Source organism: Kothea flammea (assembly GCF_052161645.1).
Classification (GTDB): domain Bacteria; phylum Planctomycetota; class Planctomycetia; order Pirellulales; family Pirellulaceae; genus Laterigemmans.
On record NZ_CP197414.1, the window covers coordinates 5,553,768 to 5,576,522 of the forward strand.

The window sequence follows — 22,755 nt, forward strand, 5'->3', positions numbered from 1 at the left end:
TCAGCTGAGATAGGGGATGCGGTAGACGGCGATAAAATGGAAAGCCGACCCGGCCATCACCATCAGGTGCCACATGGCGTGAAAGTAGGTGACATGTTTGTCGCGGGTGAGAAAAATGATCCCCAGGGTGTAGGCTAGCCCGCCAGCAACCATCCAGGCCAAACACTCCCAAGGCGTACGACTGGCCAGCGGGATCGCGGGTAACCAGCCGAGCAGGATATAAGTCACCGTCGAGATCCCGCTCACGCGATAGCGAACAAGCACTTTGCTGGAGAAACCAAAGGCGGCGGCCAACCACACCAGCAGCAAAATGGTCACTCGCCAGCCCTCGGGACTGAAGCTGTAGATGAAAGGTGTGTAGGTGCCGGCGATCATCGTGTAAATCACGCCTTGGTCCCATGCTCGCCAACGATGCCGGCGACGCGGTTCATAAACCACGTGGGACATTGTGGAGCAAAAATAGACACCCGCCATGGCAACCACGAAGACCGAGGCTGCCACGCTCTGCCCAAAGCTGGGCGAGGCGGGATGGAACCACAACGCCACTCCGGCCAACAAACTCGCCACAAAGCCGATGGCATGCGTGATCGCGTTGGCCCGCTCATCACGGCGACTCAGATAAACCACATCGGTCGGTTCATGCTTGGTCACTGTGGCGACCTCCCCAACATCGCTTCCATCTCAGTCCAAGGCCGCGTGTTGGCGACCTGCGCGGCGGTCAAACCTCCCCGCCGAGCTTGTAACACGCCATAACGCATGACATCCAAACCTTCGACGGCGTGCGCATCGGTGCTGATCACAATCGGGATGCCATGCTTTCGCGCAGCCGCACAATGCACATCATGCAGATCGAGTCGCGCGGGATTAGCATTCAATTCCATCATTTTTCCGTGGCGAACAACCGCCGCAAAGACCGCCTCCATGTCAATGTCATAGGCTGGTCTGCGGTTGATCAACCGACCGGTCGGATGGGCCACGCAATCAACGTGAGGATTCTCCACCGCCCCCAGCATCCGCTCGGTAATTTGTTCCCGCGGTTGCCGTTGGCCATAGTGAATGCTGGCTAACACCCAGTCCGCCTCAGCCAAACAGTCATCCGGCAAATCCATCCCACCACGTTCAAGAATATCGCACTCAATCCCTTTGAGGATGGTTAAGCGTCCAGCATACTCCTCACGAATGGCATCGATTTCTTTCCATTGTGCTCGCAAGCGTTGCGGATCAAGCCCGCCGGCCATCGTCACGCGCTGGCTGTGGTCAGTGATCGCGATGTAGCTCAAGCCGCGGGCAATCGCCGCGTCGGCCATCTCCCGCAGGCTGGCGTTGCCGTCGGTTGCCGTGGTGTGCATGTGCAGGTCACCACGCAAATCATCCAGCTCGATTAAGTCGGGCAAACCCGACTCGCTGGTGGCCCAAGCAAACTCTTGGCGGTCCTCACGCAGCTCGGGCGGAATCCAAGGGAGCCCCAGCGCTTGATACACGTCCGCTTCTTCCGCGCCGGCGATGCTATCTGCGGAGCCCTCGGGGAAGACTCCGTACTCGTTGACTTTCAGTTGCTTACGTTTCGCCAACGAGCGAAGGTGGACGTTATGAGCTTGCGAACCGGTAAAGTACTGCAAGGCCGCACCGAACTGATCGGCTTCGACCAAGCGGAGATCCACTTGGAAGCCTTTGTTGACGCGAATCGACACTTTGGTTTTCTTGTCATCGCCACGGAGAATCGTTTCGGTCCGCTGGGGAAAGGCTTCGAAATGATCCATCACGGCATCGCGATCGGTGGCGACGCAGAGCAAATCCAAATCGCCGACAGTCTCGCGACCGCGACGATAACTCCCCGCAAACTCGCTTCGCACAACCTGCGGGCAGGCTCGCATGTGTTCGGCCAACTGGGCTGCCAATTGATCGGCCGTGGCCCAGCGGAGCCGTGATTGGGCGGTGGCAGCCAACGACAAACCGGCCAAAATAGCCTGCTCCGTCTTGGCACCAAAACCTTTTAATTTCTGCACCGCGCCAGAAGTGCAAGCAGCCTGCAAGGCATCCAAGTCGGAAATCCCCAGCTCACGATGCAGCTGGGCCGCTTTTTTGGCACCAACGCCCGGAATGGCGATCATGGCCAGCACGCCGGCGGGAAAATCCTCCCGCAACTGTTCCAACTGGGGAAGCGTGCCGGTGGCGATCAAGGTTTCACATTTCTCGACCAGCGTTTTGCCAATCCCAGAAACCGATACCAGATTTTTTTCCGGATCACTGAGCAGCTCGGCCACTTGCGTGTCCAAGTCGCGAATCGCCCTGGCACCCGATCGATAGGCGCGAATCCGAAACGGATTCTCACCTTTCAATTCCAGCAGGTCAGCCAATTCTTCAAAGCTGTCGGCAATCTTCGCGTTGTCCATTCTGCAACTCTCCCAGGGCACGGCGGTGCCCGGAAGCTTAGCAGCCTAACGGCGAGGACGCGAGCTCCACCCCAGAGACTGGTAGTCGTCACGCGATTCGGGTGCCGATTTGGCTGCGGGGATTGGCCTGCCTGCAGGGATTGGCCCGGCTGGGGGCGTTTGCTGTGCACGCACGGTGAGCGGCTGTCGGGTTGGCTGCTGAGTGACGTTTGACGGCTGAGCAGTCGCCGGAGCGCGCAAGCGAACCGGGGGTGGATCCGAGACCGGCTGCTCCGACGCGGGCCGCTGATAGCTGGCTCGCTGCACCTTCCACTCAATCGGCTTGTATCCCAGCTGACTGCTGGCAACGCGATCAGCCAGTTCCTCAGCCGATTGATAGTCTGGCTGCTGCGGGCGAGCCGAATCACTTTGTTGACTACCTTGCTGTTGTCGCGGGTAGGGATAATCACCAGCGGGCAAGGGACGCACATAGGGGTTTGCTGATGAGCTGGCTGAGTCGGAGTTTTGCAGCGGCGGTGCTTCCACTCGCAGGCCGCTGGGTGACAACGTTGTCTGGGGAATAATCCGCACCGGTGGCATGGCCTGAGTCGTCGGCGAACCGGCCGAGGGGCTGGGCGCGTATGACGAGCCACCATCGAGGCTGGGCGGGGCCAGCGGGATCGAGTCGGGGTTCGTGTAGGGACTTAAGCCGCTGCCCGGCTGGTTCATGCTGCCCGGCTGAGTCGCTGGAGCCGATTGTCCCACGGGTGGGCCATAATAATTTCCTGGCATCACACCGGCGGCCGGGGCAACGCCGCTGGAAGCATAAGGATCGCCCACGCCAGCGGGCAAGCTGTTGTTATAAGGATTGTAAACGCTACCACCGGGGACGGTCGCGCAGGCGCTGGGCGGCGCGATTGTGCCAGCCCCTTGCGCGGGTGCGAACGTTGTAAAAGGTGTGCGCTGCAGTTGCTGTTGATAGGAGGTGCAAGGCATCTGCACCACCACTGGTTGGCCGCTGGCATCAAGCTGCGTTACGGGCCGATAGTATGTCACTGGGGCTCGGTAGGATGACGTGGAATAACCCGTGCCGAACAGCGAGCCGAAGAATCTTGACAGTCCACCCAACACTCCGGGCCGAGCGGCTGGAATGCCAGGATAGGTTTGTATCGTGGAACCGGCTGGCGGTGCGGCGGGAATCGCAGCCGGATTCATTGCTGGTTGATAAGCCGTAACCGGAGCCACGTTGGCCGGCGCGCCATCAAAATCAGGATAGTAGTTTCCAGTGCCGTAATAAGATGTTTGCGGCACGCCGCTGGGCGGATAAGTGCCTCGCAGCGGCGGCGTGTAAACACCGTAACCACGATCGACGGCAGCGGGGGCGGCATAGGCGGGAACAGCCGCAGGCGCATAGGCAGGCACAGCCGCGGGTGCCACTGCGGGCGCGCCATAGTAACTTTGATATGCAGGCATCTGCAAAGCAGCCGCGCCACCAACGGGAGCCTGATAACTCACTGGCGGCAGCGTGCCAGGATAGCCGGCTGAGTAACCACCACTGACAGGTGCGACAGCCTGAGCGGCTGAATACTGGGCCGCGTAGACGGGATACTGGGCCGCATACACGGGATACTGAGCCGCGTAGGGAGGTGGTGGCGGCGGAGCGTGGCGGCCGAACAACCAATCACATAGTGGACCTGCCTGCGCTGGAGCCCCGGGGCTCGTCACGGCGGCTGCCCACAAGAGGCTGGCGAGTGCAATCCGTTTTGTGGTTGTTCCGATCGTCATGAAATACTCTCAAGCAATAGCTGCTGGAATTTGAGTTCGCTTCTCCTGTTAAGTGTTGGACCTAATTCCGCAAAAGGCCACAAGCGTTTCTGCTGAAATTCAAACTTATTTCTCCCCTTGGGGGGCCGATTCACCGCGTAAATATCGAATGTAACGATTATCCCAGCGGAGGCGGACACTTCCCGGCCAGATCGTTGCGCAACACAATCTTACCTCGCTCGACACCCGCTTCGATGCGGCGATGCGCCGTGGCCGCTTGCGACAGATCCATTAGGCTATCGATATAGACGTTCAACTTGCCGCTGACGTGGAGGTCCACCAACGTCGCCAAATCGGCTTGCCGTGGCTTAGCTAACATCACGCGTCCCTGCTTGGCAAAGGGGAACGTCAACACGGCTGTTAGCAAACCGCTGAAATTCGGTTCGGTGGAAACATATCTACCTTCCCTGGTCAATACACCACGACACTCATGAAAGTTGGTTTTGCCGGCCGCGTCAAAAATCAAATCCCAACGGCGATCGGAATCGGTAAATTTGGTTTGGCGATAATCAAAGAAATTTCGCGCACCGAGCGAGCGACAAAACTCTTCGTTCTCGCCGCTGGCAACGGCATCCACGCGAGCCCCCCAGGCGACAGCTATCTGCACCGCAAAGGCGCCCACACCACCGCTGGCGCCGTTGATCAACACGTGAGAGCCGGGCTTCATTTTACCATGATCGCGCAACGACTGCAGCGCCGTGCATCCAGCCAACGGCAACGCAGCTGCATGCTTATAAGACATGCTGTCGGGCAGGACCGCGGTTGCCTGGTCACCACAAGCCGCGTACTCGGCACAGCCGCCGCCGTAAAAATTATCGAGGAAGGCCAGCACCCGATCACCGACTTGACGATGGCTCCGGGGCCCCACGGCAACAACTTCCCCCGCCACATCGAATCCAGGCACTCGAGGAAATCCGCCTGGCAATAGGCCCCGCATTTCCCCCTTGCGAAGTCTCGCGTCCACGGGATTGACGCTGGCACAATGGACGCGAATCAAAACGCCGCCACTCGACGGCGGTGGTGTCGACCGCGCTCCAGCGACCAACACCTCAGGTCCTCCATAATCGGCGTAAGTAATCGCCGTCATCATGGTTGGAATCGAGCGTTTGTGAGTGACTCGCTCACGGTTGCTGACTTGGGACATGCAACAATCCTGAAGTAATCAAGGGGCGTGCAAACGTTACAAGACCATTTAGCAGCAACTTGCGTACCAGCCCCCCTGCGTACCAGATAACTTGGGCCATGCTGAGATAGCGGGGACCAGGCACAACAGCTCGTCCAGCTCAGGAAGCATGGACGGTTCCCACGAAAATGGACCCCAACGAGCACGAGGCAAGCTCGCGGGGGTCGTGATGGGGCAAAGCTCGTGTTCGTAATCGCCAACGATGTTTTAGCGAACGACGGGCTATGAAAACCGTGAGCGATTACGAGTACGAAGCGATTTGCTTCCGCTCCGGGCTCGTCCCGGCGGAGCAAGCAACTGGCGGCTACATCGCTCGACGCACATATTGCCTTTCCTGCCGCGAGTCGCCGAAGGCGAATCGCGGCAGGAAAAAGGGGAGCGTTTCGGGGCCGCCTGGTAGCTGCCAGTTGTTCCCCCGCCGAGGCAAGCTCGACGGAAGGAGCCGCCCTGGTAGCTGCCAGTTGTGATCCCGTCCGCGGCAAGCTCGTGGGGGTCGTGATGGGCATCCTTGTGCTCAGCTCGCGATCGCCAACGATCAATAAATCGACAAGTAGCTGGCCAGTTGTCGCTCCGCCGGGACAAGCCCGCAGCGGAAACGGAGCGAGAGCCCAGCCTAAGGCTGAAAGCCAGCTTGCTGGCTCAGCGGCCGTCTAGCTTGCGGCCGGCGAGGAAGTTCGAACCCGAGCGTGGTTTGCGCACTGGCGTGCGCCGCCAGACGCGACTTCTCATCCTCAAAGCCCATGCTGAACTCGCGAAAGATCAACTGCGGATCGGCTTGCAAGTCGACAAAACCATGCTCTCGTGGATCACGGTTTTCCAAGTGCAACAACAAGGCAATCGCCACGTCGCCCACTTGTGTCTGCACGGCGCGGCGACGAGCGGCAACGATCTGCCAGACGTGACAGACTCGGCGATCATCAACCCACCGCACCAATTCGGTTTCCGCACGCGCCGGTTGCAAACGAGCGAGCAATATAAGCGAGGTGGCCAAGCTGGCGGGCGATGCGTTGGGGTTCGCCAGCGCCCGCTCCGCCAACTCCACGGCTACGTCCTGACAGTCATAGGCCAAACCAATTTTCAGCATCGTTGAATTCACATAGTTCGCCGATGCAACAGAAAGCCACTGGCCGATCAGACGCTGCAGCACTGGATAATGTTTGGAAGCGGCCAGTCCAGCTTGCACGTTAGGGTTCAACAGCCCACCTCGGACGCGAGACGTTAAGACGGGAACATCGATAAACTGACGCTGCGATGCGGCCAGTAGAATTAAAGCCCAGCGGAGCGGATCGCCCTGATTGATCAACTTGGCTTCGATCGGCAAATAGTGATCCAGCGAAGTCAACTCCTCTGGGTCGGCCAACAGCCCCGGTTCACTCACATCGGCCAACCAACGTAACGAGTAACCATGCTCGCGCAACAAACCAGCGTATAAGCGTCGTGTTCCGGACGAATCGCCGCACAACTGACGAAACCTATCCCAAGCCGGCAAAAAAGTGATGTCCAGCTCGGAACTACCGCGCAGCAAATTGGCAATCTGACGCTCCAGCTGCAGCGAGTCGAGCGTCTCGAGCAACTCTTTGGCGGCCAAGCGAATTTCCAAACTCTCCGCAGATAGCCCCTCCACCAACGACTCGCGAGCCTCGCTCCCCCACGCTTGCAGACGATGACGGGCCAGCGTGCGGCGGCTCGGACTTGGGTCCCCCAAAGCGGCCACCTCCGCAGCAAAATCAGTCGCAACCTCGGACACTACTCCAGGCTGGACCGCTGGAGGCGCGCAGCGGACCGCCCCCTGCCAAAGAAAACTTGGCAGGCCGACCAAGATGCCTAGCAGCAGCGGATTGGCAATACGGCGATGTCCTTTCACTGCGGACGAATCCAAATGGATGGAAATTGGTGGCGAAACATGGAGTGCTACTCTGTTGCTCTGCTCTGCTGCTTTATTCTGCCACGGGATCGGGCGCGGTGCGGGCCCAGCTGGCAAGGGATCAATATGGCGGGCTAAATTGGGGTACGAATACTCCTGTGAGGCGAACTACAGCGACCGCTTGGCCCCAAGACGCCCCTGCACTATCGTGCTAGTCAGAAAGATTCCCGTTGAAAACACCATCTTGGTGACGCCCCCACGTACCCCGGCTGTCCGATGCAAATTGTTGTCTTCGAAGACAATTCAGTCAGTGACTTGGCCCCCATCACGACGGGCAGGCCCGCCTACGCAATCTCATGTGCGAGTTTCCGGCTGCTCGACTGGCTCCGCAAATTGGACCAGCCGATTTTAGGGGCCGTTCGTGATCATTTGGTGGAAATTCAGCGTTTAGACTACGCAGTTACCCCATTTAGTTCCCAAAAGCTGCTTGATGGCCCGGTTTTAGCTGTAAATGCTCGCGTTATTCCAGCTGTCGGCTGTTTGTCCACCTTCCAGCAGTTGATCGGCGCCAAGACCTCGGCAGTGATTAAGTGCGAAGGGGTGGTGGCTGCCGCACTGTTGCTCGACGGCGTCCAAAAAGTTTCCAACGACCCGCAAGTCATCATCGCCCAGCTGCAAGAAACAACCGCCGAACTGCCCGCGTTCCAGAGCGCTCAGGATCAACCCCCACTGCAACTGTTCAACTGGCCACATGACGTAGTGGCGGCCAACATGCGGTTGATCAACGAGAGCATGGAGTATCGGATTCAAGCGGGCGGGTATCGACAGACACAAGACGGCGTGTTTCTCGCTCCCGGCGCTACGCTGGGTGATTACGCCGTGATCGACACCTCGGCCGGCCCAATTTTGCTAGATGAAAATGTCGAAGTCGGCCCCTTCTGCTATCTCTCCGGCCCCGTCTATGCCGGCCCCAAAACACGCGTTATCGAACACGCCGCTCTCAAAGATGCGGTCAGTTTGGGGCACACGGTGAAGATCGGCGGCGAAGTCGAGGCGTCCGTCATCGAACCGTACTCCAACAAACAGCACCATGGTTTCTTGGGGCACAGCTACCTGGGCAGCTGGATCAACTTGGGGGCGGGCACTTGCAACAGTGACCTGAAGAACACTTACGGCACGATCAACATGCAGTACAGCTCGGGGCGGGTGGCTACCGGCATGCAGTTCATGGGCTGCGTCATGGGCGACTACACAAAGACCGCCATCAACACCGGCATTTTTACCGGCAAAGTGATCGGTGCTTGCAGCATGTTATATGGATTTGTGACCAGCAACGTGCCCAGCTTCGTCAACTATGCACGGCTCTTTGGGCAAACCGCCGAACTGCCCCCCGACGTCATGATCGCATCGCAACAGCGTATGTTCGCGCGACGAAAAGTCGAACAACGCGATTGCGATCAACAGCTAATTCGCGACATGCATCGCTTGACGGAAAGCGAGCGTGAAGGCCAACTCGGCACGCTCTAAACTAATCCCGCTAAACGTCCGGTGCTGTCGCCAATCGATTCAACCGGCGCGCCGACCAAGTCCAACATCGACATGAACAAATTGGCCATTGGCGTCTCGTCGGACATGGCCAGATGACGCCCGGTGGCAATCTTGCCCCCGGCACCGCCAGCCAGCACGATTGGCAGATCCTCATGCCGGTGACGATTACCGTCACTCAAGCCACTGCCGTAGAGGATCATCGAGTTGTCGAGCAAGGTCCTGCCGTCCGCCTCAACCACCGCGTCGAGTTTTTCCAAGAAGTAGGCAAAGTTCTCCGCCAAGTAAGCATCGATCTTGCGAATCTTTGCCACCGTCTCTTCGTCGTTACGGTGGTGACTTAATTGATGGTGACCATCATTCACGCCGACCGCTTTGTAAGCCCGATTACCTCCCGCGTTGTCCAGCATCATGGTGGCAATCCGCGTCGTGTCAGTTTGGAAAGCGAGCACCATCAAGTCCATCATCAAACGCGAATGCTCTTCAAACTCGCTGGGGCGTCCCTCTGGCAATTCCATATCTGGCATCGCCGCTCGGTCGGCCTGCTCGGTCCGCTCGATTCGCAGTTCCAGTTCACGCACGCTGGTGAAATACTCTTCCATTTTCCGCCGGTCGGACTTACCCAGCTGGCCCATTAATTGATTCGCATCTTGAGCCACTAAATCAAGAATGCTCTTGCGATAGAAGTCACGTTCGGCGCGCCCTTTGGTATCGCCGTTGCCGAACAAACGCTCGAACGCCAAGCGGGGCACCGTTTCTTTGGACATCGGTGTTTCCGCGCTTCGCCAAGAAATGTTTGACGAGTAAGCACAGCTGTACCCCGAATCACAACTCCCCGCGTTGCGACTTTCCTGCGTTCCCAGTTCGATCGAAGCCAACTTGGTTTGCCCAGCCAGTTGTTGTGCCGCCAATTGATCGAGGCTGACGCCAACCTTAATGTTGCTGGCTGTCTTGACGGGACGAGCCGCCGTTAAGAAGGTCGAACCGGCACGCGCGTGATCGCCGGCACCATCCTTTTTCGCACGCCCGTTATCGAGCGCCAAACCACTGATCATGTTGATCTTTTGCTGGAATGGCTGCAGAGCGGCCAGCGATTTCCCGAGCTTCCAATCAGCCCCCGAACCTTGGGCAACCCAGTCGGGCATGATCGCGCCGTTGGGAAAAAAGACGGCTGCCATCCGCACCGGGGATGCACCGCCTGTCGTTCCCGCAGCATTGGCCAGAGCCCGATTGGCCGGTCCCATCGTTTCCAACAAGGGCAGTCCCATGGTCAAACCGAGACCGCGCAACAGCGTGCGTCGTGATAGTCCTTGATGTGGCATGTCTCTAGGTTCCTTCAGCTTGTTGGAGTCGGAAAGCCGAACTCAATATCGTTTCTCGCACTAAACTCGAAAACCGAAAATCATCCGACTGGGCCTGTCTCACAATATCGTCCACTAAACAACGATCTTCGAAGCGCAATTCGCGCCCCAGAGCAAATGTTAGCAATCTTTCCACAGTGGTGCGTGCAAACTGCTCGCCATTTTGCTGTCGCAAAATCTTGATTAATTCCAGCGGGCCGTTAAAAGTTAACCCACCCGGTAATTCTCCCGATGCGTCAATCGGATGCTTACCATCCCGCTCGCGGTAACTGCCAATCACGTTGAATGTCTCAAAGCCAAAGCCGAGCGCATCCATCGTGCGGTGGCAAGAAGCACAACTAGGGTCAGCGCGGTGAATTTCTAATTGCTCTCGGAACGAAGCATCGGGATTTGATTCGCCGGCAGCTTCTAATTCTGGAACACCGACGGGTGGTTCCGGTGGCGGAGTTCCCAAGATGTTTTCCAAAATCCACTTACCTCGCTTAACGGGCGAAGTCCGAGTCGGATTGCTGGTCAGCGTCAACACGCTGGCGTGCGTCAAAATTCCGCGCCGGGGTGTGTCCCCCAAGGCGACGCGGCGAAATTCGTCACCTTCCACTCCTGCGATGCCATAATGTTCCGCCAACCGCTGATTCAGGAACGTGAAATCGGCATCGAGCAGATCGAGCACGCTGCGATCCTCGCGAACCACGTCGAGAAACAACAAACGCGTTTCCTGCAACATCGCCCCCCGAAGAGCATCATCGAACTCTGCAAATCGGCTGGGGTCAGGCTCGGCGGTGTCGAGGTTCCGCAGCCCCAACCACTGGGCGGCAAAGTTATCGGCCAGCGCTTCGCTGCGGGGATCGGCCAACATTCGCTCGACCTCCCCGACCAACACCGTCGGCTCGATGAGCTTGCCCTCGTCGGCCAAATCGAGCAAGCGTTCGTCGGGCGTCGAGCTCCAGAGGAAATAGGCCAGCCGAGTCGCAATTTGATGGTCGCTCAAGGGAGCCGCGTTGCCTTTGGCGACCTCCGCGGGAGGCAGTTCGACGCGGTACAGAAAGCGTGGCGAGACCAAGATTGCGGCCACGCCGATTTGCATCCCACGCGCAAAATTGTCTTCCCGCTCGGCAGCCATCTGCACCAGTGCCACGTAGGAATTCAACGTCTCCTCATCGACGGGTCCACGAAACGCTCGCCGCAGCAACCATTGCAGGCCGGGCCGGGCCGCTTTGGCAAATTGTTTTTTCTGCCGCGGCATGTCACTGATCAAACGGCGGTGCCCGGCGGGTAGTAACGCGTCCGGAATACCACGGGGGCCGGATATTGTCAAACTCTTGACGGCAAACGCGATCCCCTCACGCTCAAAGCCGCGATCAACCGGTAACGATTCCGACTCGCTCGCCAAGGCTGCCGCCAACGCTTGCTCATCGAGTTGGTTGCTGGCCTCAAGCTGTGCCGCTGGCTCTTCATCGGGGGCAACTCGGGTGACAAAGAAACGTTGCGTTCCCGCCGTTAGCTCAAGGCGGAAGGACTGGGAGTGCGAACCACCGCCGTCGGCATACTTCAGTTCGACCGTATCGAGCAAAGTACCTGCCGTGTTGTAGATCGCTAATTTGACTTCCTGTTCGGGCTGCCCCGCGCTGCCGGCCACACGCAGTTCGTAGTTGCCATCGTAGGGAGCGTCGAACTGAGCCCACACGACGCCATCTTCCAACATATAAAACTTGTAAAACGAACCGACGAATCGGGTGCCCAGGGCGTGCAGTGTTTCGCCACTCCGCTCGACTTTAATTCGCTCGACATCTTCGGGATCGAAGACGACCTGCTTGGCAACTTCTTCGGCGGCCGCTAGGTACTTTTCAAACAACATGGGAGAGAGCGAAAGTACGTCTCCGTTGTTGTCAAAACCGGCCCCGACTTCGTCGGCGGGAAAATTATCCGCTGGCTTTAAGTCTTGTCCAAAAATGTCGCGAATGGTGTTGTTGTACTCCGATCGATTCAGCCGCCGCACCGTCACCCGACCAGGCTTGGTGGTGAGATCACAGGCGGTGCCGTAGAGTACGCTTTCGATCGCCAAAATAAGTTCACTGCGTTCCTCGTCTGTCGGCTGGCTGGCATCTTCCGGGGGCATCGAGCCGAAGCGGACGCGTTGCAGAATTTTTTCCCAGTGCTCACGCGACTCGAGCACCGCGTCGAGTTCGACTGACGACTCCAGATCAAGCTCCGCTTCTTGGAAATCTGCGTTGTGACAATCAACGCAATAGGCGCCCAGAAGGGGGATCGCTTTTTCGTTCCAGAGGGCAGCCACTTCGGCCCTGGCAGCTTCATCGCTGGCAGTTTCATCGCTGGCAGTTTCACCAGCTGCCGTCTCGTCAGCGGCCGACGTTTCTCCCGCTTGCCCATCATTTCCGGCAGCTAACTCATTTCCCGCAACCAACTCGTCCGCGACAACCGGCAGTGGTGCCAGAGCCACAGCGACACAGAGGCAGCATTGAGCGAGAAGTGGCAAAAAGCGGTCGTGGGCGTTGCTAAACATGCAAGACGAACCGGGATATTGAGGGATAGCTTGAAAGGCTCCAAGAATCGACGCTCAGCGCGATCGCCAAACGAAAAACACAGGAATGTCATTTCAAGCGGGGTAATCTCAAGCGAGCTTGGGGAGGCGGGCAAAGTTGTTTGGCGTGATTGTCATCGGCGACACTGACATCGGCTGGGCTGCCATCAGCGGGCCGTCGCTGGCTCACATTCTCGCCGGAGAGCCAAGTTTTAAGGAAGGGAGCCCCATTGTACCGCAGAGCCAACCCCAGACAAACAGCCAAAATGAGCTACCAAACTGATATTCCATTATCACGCCCCCCTTTGGTAGCCTCCCGACCGCAGCGTCAGCCAGGGGCCATTTCCTATCCATGATGACTATTTCTCCGGCCCCGCGACCGCCGTTCGCCCCTGATAACTGAACTGAGCTTGAACTGAGCTGATTCGAGACCACCTCAACGATCTGAAAATTCATGAAAACAGCTAGCTGCAGAAGCATTGTTCCACTGATCAGCCTAATATTCGCTTGCTTTGGCACAGCCAGTTTGGCGCTCGCTCAGGGCTACTCAGAGCTACCGCCGCCGCTTCCGCCGGGCGGCTACTCCGCGCCGGCCGTCGATATGTCCGCCTTGGAAGCGATGGCGGCGGAAGCCACCGCGCCGGAAGGGCTTTCCTCGCAAGGACCGATCGGCAGCGCCATCGCGGAGCAATTGGCGCCCCCGGCGCCACTCACCGAAACACACGTCGCGTGGTACCGAAAATATCCGTGGCTCTGGATTCCGCTCGATGGCTGGAACAACAGCGTCGAATTCGGGCTCAATGGATCGGAGGGTAATTCACGCACGACCAGCACTCAAGTCGGTGCGGACCTGGAACGAGCCACGGAACTGTACACGTTCAGCATCGATTTTGACTATCAAAACACCGAAGCGGACGGGGTGCAGACTCAGGATAACGGCCGCCTGAACGTCGACTATGACCGCCTGCTGGGCGAATCGGCTTGGTCCGCATTTACGAAAATGGGCTTGGAGTTTGACCAGTTCAAAGCGTTTGATCTGCGGCTGAACCTCAACTCTGGTCTCGGCTATTATTGGGTGCGAACGGATCAATCAACTTTTGTAACTCGCTTCGGTGCTGGTGCGTCTCGAGAATTCGGCGGGCCCGACGAAGATTGGGTGCCGGAAGCTTTGTTCGGGCTGGAAGCTGCTCAACAAATTACGGAACGACAAAAGGTCAAAGCCCAAATTGAATACTTCCCGCAGTGGGATCGCTGGAGTGATTACCGGATGGTCACGGACGTCAGCTGGGAAATTCTGCTCGATGGCATCGACAACCTCAGCCTTAAACTGGCCGCCACAAATCGTTATGACAGCACGCCGAACGGGCTCGATCCGAACGACTTGTTCTACTCAGCTTTATTGCTCTGGAAGTTCTAAGTGAGCTCTCGCTCGGGGAGGTGGGCGCCGCAGCGGTCGCAGAAATTGGCGGTGATCGCATGGTTCGCTTTCTCGCATTCACCGCAGACACGAGCCGAGTCTGTGTCACGCTGCATGCGTTTGGCGGATAGCTCTGCGCTGACAAATCCAGAGGGAACGATAATTAGACTGTAGCCTAAGAGAATTAAGGCCGCGCTAACAAATTTTCCAGCAGTCGTTTGCGGCACAATATCGCCGTAGCCGACTGTCGTCATCGTCACGATCGCCCAGTACATCGATTGTGGGATGGAGGAAAATTGTGAGATGGATTCCCCCTCTTCACCTGGCACGAACTCAACGTGATACATCAGCGTGCCACTGATCGTGACGGCCACCATCACGACGGCGAGGAAAACGATAATTTTATCGCGAGCTTGCCAAACCGCTTGGGTCAGTTCATCTGCCTCGCTGAGCATCCGCCACAACTTCATGATGCGGAAGATTCTCAACAGACGGACCGAGCGTAGAATCACAAATGACCCGGGCTGCGTAGTCGTTAAGCCGACCAGCAGGGAGGGCAAAAAGCTGACCAGATCAATCAGACCCCAAAAGCTGAGCGTGTAGCGAAGCGGTCGCTTTACCACAAGCAGCCGCGAGATATATTCGAGCCCGAAGATTATGGAAAAAACGATCTCCGCGGTGTGCAGCCGGTTCATCAAGGTTGCGTTATTGTGAATCGATGGAACCGTCTCTAGAGCGATCACGGAAATGCTAGCTAAGATCATGGCCAGCAGGCAGATGTCAAAAACATGCCCCCAAAAGGTGTCCGCCTCGAAGATGATCTCGTACATGGTACGACGCATACCTGGCCCAGCGGGGCGTTGCCGCGAAGGACGCGGGAATCGCGGCCGTGCGGAGATGCGGCGATGAAGAGGGTTGGCAGCGTTTGGACTAGCAGGGTCAGCATTCACGATGCAGCGCGCTCGATTGAAAACGAATATTTGAAAACGAAGAAGGCGTGTGCGGAACAAGTTTGCAGCAATTCGCCGAAGTTGCCGGCTTCCTAAAAAAACGGAAGGGTTGTCGCGAAACCTGTTGACCGGCTGGGGATAACCGTATGATAGGGAGTATTCCGCCAACGTGTCGCGGAGACGGCCGGTAGGAGCTCGGCTGGTTGGATTGAACTGAGGCGTTGCGCTTCGGAATTACACCGCAGTCTGCTTGCATGGAGGTCTGTCATGCCCGTCGAGGCAATGCTTAAGACGCATGGTCAGCCCTGGCCCGAGGGATGTCCGTGGGAGGCACAAGGGGAGGGACTACATTCCGAACGGTGGTACGGAGTTGTCTCCTCCCGCCTCGGTTTACCAGTGGAAAAACAATCTGCTTGGTTCCAGGATCTAGAACGGGTCGCGTGGTTGGCGGCCCGGCGGGGTGCGGCGTTGCTAGTCGCCGATGGCACCGCGGCAGCGGAGTGGGTTCGCGAAGCAGCTTGCCTGTACCAAGTTCCCACGGTGGAACTGGTGTTGGCCGATCCCGCTCGACGCGATGAAGCGATCGTTCAATTGTCCGACAGCCTGTTCGCGCTCAGGGTCCGCCGCGGTGGCACCGTCTCCCGCTGTTTACAACGCCGGTTGCTGACCGACCCCGAGCATGTCTGGGTGGTCGTCGGTGAGACGCTCGACGACGGTGCCAAGCAGCTGATCGAACACGGGGCGATTCGCTGGCAAACGCGGACTCCCCCCAGCGCCGACGCGACTGCCCGCGATGTTCCCGCCTCCAGCCACGAGCTACTAGCTGACAGATATCAATCAGCTGCTGAAAGATATCTGCCAACAGCTGAAAACAATCAATCAAGCGGAGGGGAGTTGCGGCAAGTCGCCAAACTTTGGTCACCCCCTGCCGGCCTGGAGCAAGGGGATTGGCTAGTCCATTGCACGCGGGCTCGCAGCGGACCGCTGCCTGGACAAACTCGGGAGCGTTGGCGACGGGAAGTCTTGTTGAGAGGGACGACCGGTCGGGCTTGGCCAGCGGCCGAAGTGTTAGCCGAGATTATTCGCCGCCGCACCGTGCGAGGGGCTGCGGTGCGGCGCTGCAGCGGGCCCGTCGTCTGTTTGGCTGCGGTGGGCCTTAGACAATTGTTGGCTCGTCGGACCTTCCGCCCCCATCGCTCACGTTGGGATTATGAACCCTACGGGCTAGCGATTAGTCGCGAGGCCTTACAACGCATTGGTGGCCAACCGGTCGTTTATGCGGAGTCGTTGGCGTCGGCCACTTTGCCGAAAAACCAACGCTGGCGATTTCAACCGATCGGCAAAACGTACGATTGGCGGGCGGAACAGGAATGGAGAGTACCCGGCAGTCTTGACCTCAGCCAATTTGCCGCACACGAGTTGGTGGTCTTCGCGGGGGATTTGGTGGCCGCAGAAATTGTCGCCCCACTTTCCCCCTGGCCAGTGATCTTGATGAGCTGAATCGCGTATAATTCAATCAGCTAGGGAGCAACTTTTTTGCTCGTTAGCCAATTTTTTCACCGACAGGGAATTGATCGAGACCCGAATAAACTCGATCGAGCCCGCCGGGCACCTTAGGATGGAGTAGGACCTTGAGTCTCGTCACCGAACCGACTGCGTTACACCCGCTAAAGCCGTACAAGACGTTAAGCAACGAAGAGTTGCAAGCGCGTATTGAAGCGGTCCGAGAACAGCTCGGCGATCGACTGATGATCCTCGGACACCATTATCAACAGGACGAGGTGATCGCGCACAGCGATCTGCGGGGCGACAGTTATCAGTTAAGCCAAATGGCTGCCGATAGCGAGTCGTGCCAGTTCATCGTTTTTTGTGGCGTGCACTTTATGGCTGAAACAGCTGACGTGTTGGCCAATCGTCCAGAAAAACTCGCCGAACGCGATGGCCGGCGAGTGACCGTGATGCTGCCCGATTTGGCAGCCGGTTGCTCGATGGCCGATATGGCGGCGATCAATCAGGTCGAAGCGGCTTGGGAAGATATGGGCGAGGTGATCGATACCGCCGAAGTCATCCCGGTGACGTACATCAATAGCGCCGCCAGCTTGAAAGCTTTCTGCGGTCGACATGGTGGTATCGTCTGCACCAGCAGCAACGCCCAGGCTGTCTTAGAATGGGCTTTCCAACGCGGCAAACGCGTCTTCTTCTTCCCCGACCAACACCTCGGCAGAAATACTGCGTTGGGGATGGGGATCGATGAATCGGAGATGCCGGTCTGGGATCCGTACGCGTTGGAACTCGGTGGCAACACCGAACACGCGCTCGAACAGAGCCGAGTGATTCTTTGGAAGGGGCATTGCAGCGTCCACCAGATGTTCCGTCCCGAACATGTTGCTCAATTCCGCCAAAACCACCCCGGCATCAAAATTCTGGTGCACCCCGAATGCCCTCGCGAAGTCAACGACTTGGCCGACGTATCCGGCAGCACTGGCAAAATCATTAACACCGTGAAAGCTAGTCCACCCGGTAGCAAATGGGCGATAGGTACCGAATTGCATCTGGTGAACCGACTGAAAGCTGAACACCCCGAGCAGGAGATTCATTTTCTCAGCCCGGTCGTTTGCATGTGTGCCACCATGTATCGCATCGATCTGCCTCACCTCTGCTGGACCTTGGAAAATCTGCGTGATGGCAGCCCCGTGAACATCATCGAGGTCGACCCCGAAGTAACCAAATGGGGACTAATCGCGCTCGAACGGATGTTGGCGGTCAAGTAAGGTTCAGCTAGGTCGTCGTGGTCAATTTTTTAACTATCAACCGGGAATCATCATCAATGAAACGTCTAGCCCTGCTCGCGATCATCGGTACTGCTGGCCTCTGCTCCGCTTGGCAGTTTGCCCCCGCACAACCGCCCAAGGAAATCACTCAAGCCAGTGATGGTTCGCAAACCGCGGACGCCCCGCCGACGCGGCTCAAGGCGTTAATGCAATCCAAACTGGAAAAAGCCAAATTGATCTTAGAGGGGCTGACGCTAGAGGATTATGAGAAAATCGCCAGCAACGCGAACCAGCTAAAGCTGCTCAGCATGGAAAGTGGCTGGAACGTGCTGCAGACTGAGGAATACGAAGCACAAAGCAATGATTTCCGTCGCACCGTCGATTTGATCGCCGCGGCCGCCAAAGATAAAGATGTCAACCGCGCAACGCTCGGTTATGTCGCCCTCACGGTCCGCTGCGTCGAATGCCACTCCTACATTCGCAAACAGCAAGCTCCGGGAAACTAGGCCACGGCAAGCCTCTCCGCAATTTGCGATTTTTGGCTGGAATGCAGTTTCCAGCCAATTTAAACTGAAAAACGTTCCACAAGCTGGACTCGAACACCATGGCCCGCGTAAGCGATGGTCGCGAGTTCGGTCGCTGTTGGTAGGTTGCAATCACGGCCATCCTCCCGCCCGTTTGATGTATTTTGTCAAGCGAACTCCTCCCGCCTCCCAATTATCGATCGATTTATGACGACTCGTCGCCTGAATTGCGCGCTCGCCGCTATCCTCATCTATTGCTCTCCAGCGGTCGCTGAGGAATATCAAGTAGACCGCTTTCAACGGACGACGCTGTGCCAAGATTTAATTCAGCCGATGGAATTGGAGATCGCTCCCGACGGCTCGATTTTCATCATCGAATTGGCAGGCAAATTGAAGCAGCTCGATGAGGCCAGCGGTCAAATCGAAGTGGTTGGGGAAGTGGAGGTTACAACGGCTCAGGAAAACGGACTGATCGGCCTGGCACTCGATCCAAACTTTGCCGAAAACCATTGGATTTACCTGCAATACTCGCCTCCCGATTTTCCGGGCCAGCACATTAGTCGGTTTGAATTTCGCGACGGTAAGCTCGATCTGGCCAGTGAGAAATTGCTGCTTAAATATGAAGAGCAGCGGCGCGAATGTTGTCACCACGCGGGTTCACTCGAGTTTGGTCCCGGCGGATTGCTGTACATTGGCACGGGGGACAACACGAATCCTTTCAACGACTCGGCCGGTTACGCGCCAATCGACCAACGACCCGATCGTGAGCCCTGGGACGCGGCCCGCAGTGCGGGAAGTACCAAAAGTTATAATGGTAAGATTCTCAGAATCCGGCCCGAACCCGACGGCACCTATTCCATCCCCGAGGGGAACTTGTTTCCGGCGGATGGTTCGGTTGGCCATCCAGAAATTTACGTGATGGGTTGCCGTAACCCATGGCGAATCAACGTCGACCAGAGAACGGGTTATTTGTATTGGGGTGATGTTGGTCCCGACGCTGGGCAAGACAATGAGCGAGGGCCTCGCGGCTACGACGAAGTGAATCAAGCTCGCGTGGCGGGGAACTTTGGCTGGCCTTTCTTCATAGGTAACAACTTTGCCTATGCCATGGTTGACTTTGAGACGGGTGAGATCGGCGCAAAGTTTGACCCCGCCAAACCGCTCAACGAATCTGTCAATAACACGGGTGCTCGTGAACTGCCTCCGGCGCAACCCGCCATGATCTATTATCCCGGCGGAGCGACCAACGAGTTTCCCGCGGTTGGTACCGGCGGCCGCACAGCCTGCGCTGGTCCCGTTTACTATTACAACCCCGACTCCACCGCCGAGCGACGTTTCCCCGCACACTTTGACCGCACGCTGTTTGCCTTCGATTGGTCACGGAACGCCATCTGGGCAGCGCACCTTGATGAAGACTCGCAACTCAGTCGGCTCGAGCCTTTCTTACCAAACATGTCCTTCGTGCGACCGATCGATATGCAATTTAGCCCATCGGGCTCCTTGTATGTAATCGAGTATGGAGAGACTTGGGGCGTGAACCCCGACGCGCAACTCATTCGTTTGGATTATGTCCGCGGCAACCGCAATCCGGTCGCCGTTGCCAAATCTGAGAATACGGTGGGACGCGAGCCGCTGGTCGTACAGCTCTCTGCGGAAGGGTCATCGGATCCCGATGGAGACGAGCTCGAGTATCGCTGGTTATCGACTCGCAGCGGCCAAGAGCAGCCAACCGCCGAGGTCTTAGCTACGACCCGCGATGCCAGCATCGAATTCGATCAAGCTGGCATCTACACCATCCAGCTCGAAGTCGTTGATCCAGCGGGAGCGATCGCAACCCGGTCGTTTCCGGTGATTGTTGGTAACTCAACACCCGAGATTTCTTTTCTCTCGCCGCAGGACGGGGACTTTGTCGATCCAGGCGCGGAGGTTCAGTTTGAATTAATGGTCCGCGATCTCGAAGACGGCACCAGTGATATCGACGAGTATGAGGAAGGGCTGTTGCCATACATCGAGGAATACGCCCCTTCGCGAATTCAAGTCGAAGCCAAACCGGCCACCAGCGGCATGGCTGCCGGCGAAGTACCTCCGGGGCTAGCACTAATTCGCACCAGCGACTGTTTGAACTGTCACGCCCCCGACCGCCAATTGGTTGGTCCCAGCTTTATCAGCATCGCGAACAAATATCGCAACCAGCCGCACGCCCTTCCGGACTCTGTGAAACGAGTGCTCGAAGGCTCCACCGGGGTGTGGGGGAAAGTTGGTATGCTGCCCCACGCCCAGCATACCCCTGCGGAAGTGACGCAGATGGTGGAGTATGTTTATTCCTTTACCGCCGATACGTCATATCCCACGGCCCAAGGATTTAAAAACAGGATCACTCTCCCAGCCGATGCCACTTCGGTTCAGCTGCAGGCAACTTACACCGACTTGGGCCGCGACGAGATCCCCGCGCTGAGTGCTGTGGCCACGGTCCAATTACGAAGTCGTCATGCGCAAGCTGAATCGGCTGATCGCTTCGCCGACACGCAGCCGCTCGGCTCAGCCAATGCGGAGGGAAATAAATTCATGGGGGCCATCAACCACGACGGCTTTTTGCAATTTTCCAATTTGCGACTCGATCGATTTCAGCGGATTGTGGTGCGAGTAGCCAGCGCGGGAGCAGGTGGGGATATCGAGGTGCATCGCGGCGCGGTCGACGGTCCCCTGTTGGGCAAGATTGCAGTCGAGGTGAATGGCGCTTGGGAAGAGTTTTATGAAAAAACGATCCCGCTAGCTATGGATGAGATTGCCGCTGGTACTCGAGACGATTTATTCTTGGTCTTTAAAAATGAAAAAAATCGCGGTGGGCTGATGAATATCGATTCGCTGCGGTTCGAGGAATAGGCAACAGACCGTTCGATTCCCCGCAAATTTCCTTCCGCTTTGCTTAATGACTCATGCGGAGGTGCTTAGCAATCAGAACTCTGCCCCACAAACAGACTCTCTACCTTCGCCCCCGGGACTGGCCTTCGCAAAAACTGGGTTCGCCATTGGCGTAATCAAGCGCCTCCCTATAAGTCGTTGACCAATACGTAATCAGCCGGAATGCGCGAGCGTCCGGTTCCACGGAACCGTGAGCTAGCCCCCAATGGCTGATATGACCGAAAGAGTTGGGCGCGCTGAGTAAATCCGTGCGGTTCGGGACTCGGACGAGGTCGGGCGTGCGATGGGGCGCGCCGCGCGCATCCGAATGGCACACCAATTGTAACCGACCTGCTAAAAACAGGGGGATTATGGATTGGTCCGAGAAGTGCATTTGAGAGTTCCCAGCTTATTGCCCTTCAACTTTGCTCGAAAGGAACTTCGATGCCCAGCCATGCAATTCAATGCCAGTTCTTGTCACAAGAAAATCTTTTAAAGGCGGGCTGCCTGGATATTCGCTTGGCGATGCAAGCCGCCGAGGAAGCGATTCGCGCCTTCGAGACGGGTGACGTATTGTTTCCTGAAAAGATCGTGCAGATTTTCAACGAGGAGACGCAGGAGCGAATTAATTGTTTGCCGGCGACGTTCAAGAGCCGTCAGATTTGTGGTGTCAAATGGGTGTCGGTCTTTCCGCCCAACCCGGTGCGATATGGCCTGCAGAACCTCTCCGCCGTGATGATTCTCTCCGAGATCAAACATGGATTCCCGCTTGCCTTTATGGAAGGCACGCTCTGCTCGAACGTCCGTGTCGGTACGATGGGCGCGTTGGCGGCCCGCCACCTGGCAAAACAAGACAGTGAGTCGATTGGTTTTATTGGGGCCGGCGAACAAGCCAAAATGCACTTGATCGCGATGAAGACAGCTTTGCCCAGCTTGGAAGTATGTCGAGTCGCCGCCAAAGATGCTGCGGAAGAGGATCAATTCGTCAGCGAGATGTCGGTAATTTTGCCCAGCATGAAATTTGAGTGCACCAGGTCTGACTTGGCCGCCGCCACCCAAACCGCCGACATCATTGTCACGGCCACCAGCGCGCAAGCACCGCTGCTGAAGGCGGCTTGGATGAAGCCGGGCGCGTTCTACAGTCACGTCGGGGGCTGGGAGGATGAGTACGCAGTGGCCAAGCAGTGCGACAAAATTGTTTGCGATGATTGGGAAACGGTAAAGCACCGCACGCAAACGCTCAGCCGGATGTACCGTGACGGTGAACTGGCCGACGATGACATCCATGGAAATCTAGTCGATTTGATCACCGGCAAATTACCGGGACGTCAGTCCGACCAAGAGCGAACTTATTTCAATGCGGTCGGTTTGGCCTATGTCGACGTGGCAATTGCGATTGCCATGTATGATCGCGCCCGCGAAGCTGGGTTCGGCCAATCATTATCGGTGCAGGAAGAGATGATCTTCGAGCACAAACAACTGAAAGATTGGGTCCGCATGTAAG

At 57.3% G+C, this 22,755-nt stretch carries 15 protein-coding genes; 7 read left to right on the plus strand and 8 right to left on the minus strand.

The features are described from left to right. From trhA to SH139x_RS20725, 5 genes are all read right to left on the minus strand, one after another. On the minus strand, nucleotides 1-651 hold the full coding sequence (gene trhA, locus SH139x_RS20705; protein WP_488351670.1) for a PAQR family membrane homeostasis protein TrhA: 651 nt from the start codon (nucleotides 649-651) through the stop codon (nucleotides 1-3). After that, nucleotides 648-2,393 (minus strand): DNA polymerase/3'-5' exonuclease PolX, encoded by a 1,746-nt coding sequence (gene polX / locus SH139x_RS20710; protein WP_488351671.1) that lies wholly within the window; start codon nucleotides 2,391-2,393, stop codon nucleotides 648-650. The genes trhA and polX overlap by 4 nt, the downstream gene beginning before the upstream one ends. Nucleotides 2,394-2,438: 45 nt before the next feature. Continuing rightward, nucleotides 2,439-4,157 (minus strand): hypothetical protein, encoded by a 1,719-nt coding sequence (locus tag SH139x_RS20715; RefSeq protein ID WP_488351672.1) that lies wholly within the window; start codon nucleotides 4,155-4,157, stop codon nucleotides 2,439-2,441. A 157-nt stretch (nucleotides 4,158-4,314) separates the two neighbouring features. Then, entirely contained in the window at nucleotides 4,315-5,340 is a 1,026-nt protein-coding gene (locus SH139x_RS20720) for an NAD(P)-dependent alcohol dehydrogenase (protein ID WP_488351673.1), read from the minus strand. A gap of 652 nt (nucleotides 5,341-5,992) precedes the next feature. Continuing rightward, the gene (locus tag SH139x_RS20725; RefSeq protein ID WP_488351674.1) at nucleotides 5,993-7,243 is read right to left on the minus strand and encodes a hypothetical protein; all 1,251 of its coding nucleotides are present in this window, start codon (nucleotides 7,241-7,243) and stop codon (nucleotides 5,993-5,995) included. 276 nt (nucleotides 7,244-7,519) lie between these two features. Here SH139x_RS20725 and SH139x_RS20730 point away from each other — a divergent pair, with 276 nt between their 5' ends. Next, a complete protein-coding gene (locus tag SH139x_RS20730) occupies nucleotides 7,520-8,770 on the plus strand; it encodes a putative sugar nucleotidyl transferase (RefSeq protein ID WP_488351675.1) in 1,251 nt (416 codons plus the stop codon). On the opposite strand, the gene SH139x_RS20735 is transcribed toward SH139x_RS20730, so the two are convergent. Together SH139x_RS20735 and SH139x_RS20740 are read right to left on the minus strand one after the other, a co-directional pair. Next, a complete protein-coding gene (locus tag SH139x_RS20735) occupies nucleotides 8,767-10,110 on the minus strand; it encodes a DUF1552 domain-containing protein (protein WP_488351676.1) in 1,344 nt (447 codons plus the stop codon). The two genes, SH139x_RS20730 and SH139x_RS20735, sit on opposite strands and share 4 nt — an antisense overlap. A gap of 4 nt (nucleotides 10,111-10,114) precedes the next feature. Then, nucleotides 10,115-12,670 (minus strand): DUF1592 domain-containing protein, encoded by a 2,556-nt coding sequence (locus tag SH139x_RS20740; protein ID WP_488351677.1) that lies wholly within the window; start codon nucleotides 12,668-12,670, stop codon nucleotides 10,115-10,117. Nucleotides 12,671-13,142: 472 nt separating this feature from the next. Between SH139x_RS20740 and SH139x_RS20745 the strand changes: the two genes are divergently transcribed. Further along, a complete protein-coding gene (locus SH139x_RS20745) occupies nucleotides 13,143-14,105 on the plus strand; it encodes a DUF481 domain-containing protein (protein WP_488351678.1) in 963 nt (320 codons plus the stop codon). On the opposite strand, the gene SH139x_RS20750 is transcribed toward SH139x_RS20745, so the two are convergent. Further along, nucleotides 14,102-14,947: an ion transporter gene (locus tag SH139x_RS20750; protein ID WP_488351679.1), complete on the minus strand. Its 846-nt coding sequence runs from the start codon at nucleotides 14,945-14,947 to the stop codon at nucleotides 14,102-14,104. The two genes, SH139x_RS20745 and SH139x_RS20750, sit on opposite strands and share 4 nt — an antisense overlap. Before the next feature lie 375 nt (nucleotides 14,948-15,322). Between SH139x_RS20750 and SH139x_RS20755 the strand changes: the two genes are divergently transcribed. From SH139x_RS20755 to SH139x_RS20775, 5 genes are all read left to right on the plus strand, one after another. Further along, on the plus strand, nucleotides 15,323-16,555 hold the full coding sequence (locus SH139x_RS20755; protein WP_488351680.1) for a hypothetical protein: 1,233 nt from the start codon (nucleotides 15,323-15,325) through the stop codon (nucleotides 16,553-16,555). A gap of 131 nt (nucleotides 16,556-16,686) precedes the next feature. Continuing rightward, entirely contained in the window at nucleotides 16,687-17,826 is a 1,140-nt protein-coding gene (nadA, locus tag SH139x_RS20760) for a quinolinate synthase NadA (RefSeq protein WP_488351681.1), read from the plus strand. Between the two features lie 56 nt (nucleotides 17,827-17,882). Continuing rightward, nucleotides 17,883-18,332: a hypothetical protein gene (locus tag SH139x_RS20765; protein ID WP_488351682.1), complete on the plus strand. Its 450-nt coding sequence runs from the start codon at nucleotides 17,883-17,885 to the stop codon at nucleotides 18,330-18,332. A gap of 225 nt (nucleotides 18,333-18,557) precedes the next feature. Beyond that, nucleotides 18,558-21,233, plus strand: a complete 2,676-nt coding sequence (locus SH139x_RS20770) for a PQQ-dependent sugar dehydrogenase (protein ID WP_488351683.1) — start codon at nucleotides 18,558-18,560, stop codon at nucleotides 21,231-21,233. Nucleotides 21,234-21,695: 462 nt separating this feature from the next. After that, the gene (locus SH139x_RS20775) at nucleotides 21,696-22,754 is read left to right on the plus strand and encodes an ornithine cyclodeaminase family protein (RefSeq protein ID WP_488351684.1); all 1,059 of its coding nucleotides are present in this window, start codon (nucleotides 21,696-21,698) and stop codon (nucleotides 22,752-22,754) included. Nucleotide 22,755 lies beyond the last annotated feature (1 nt).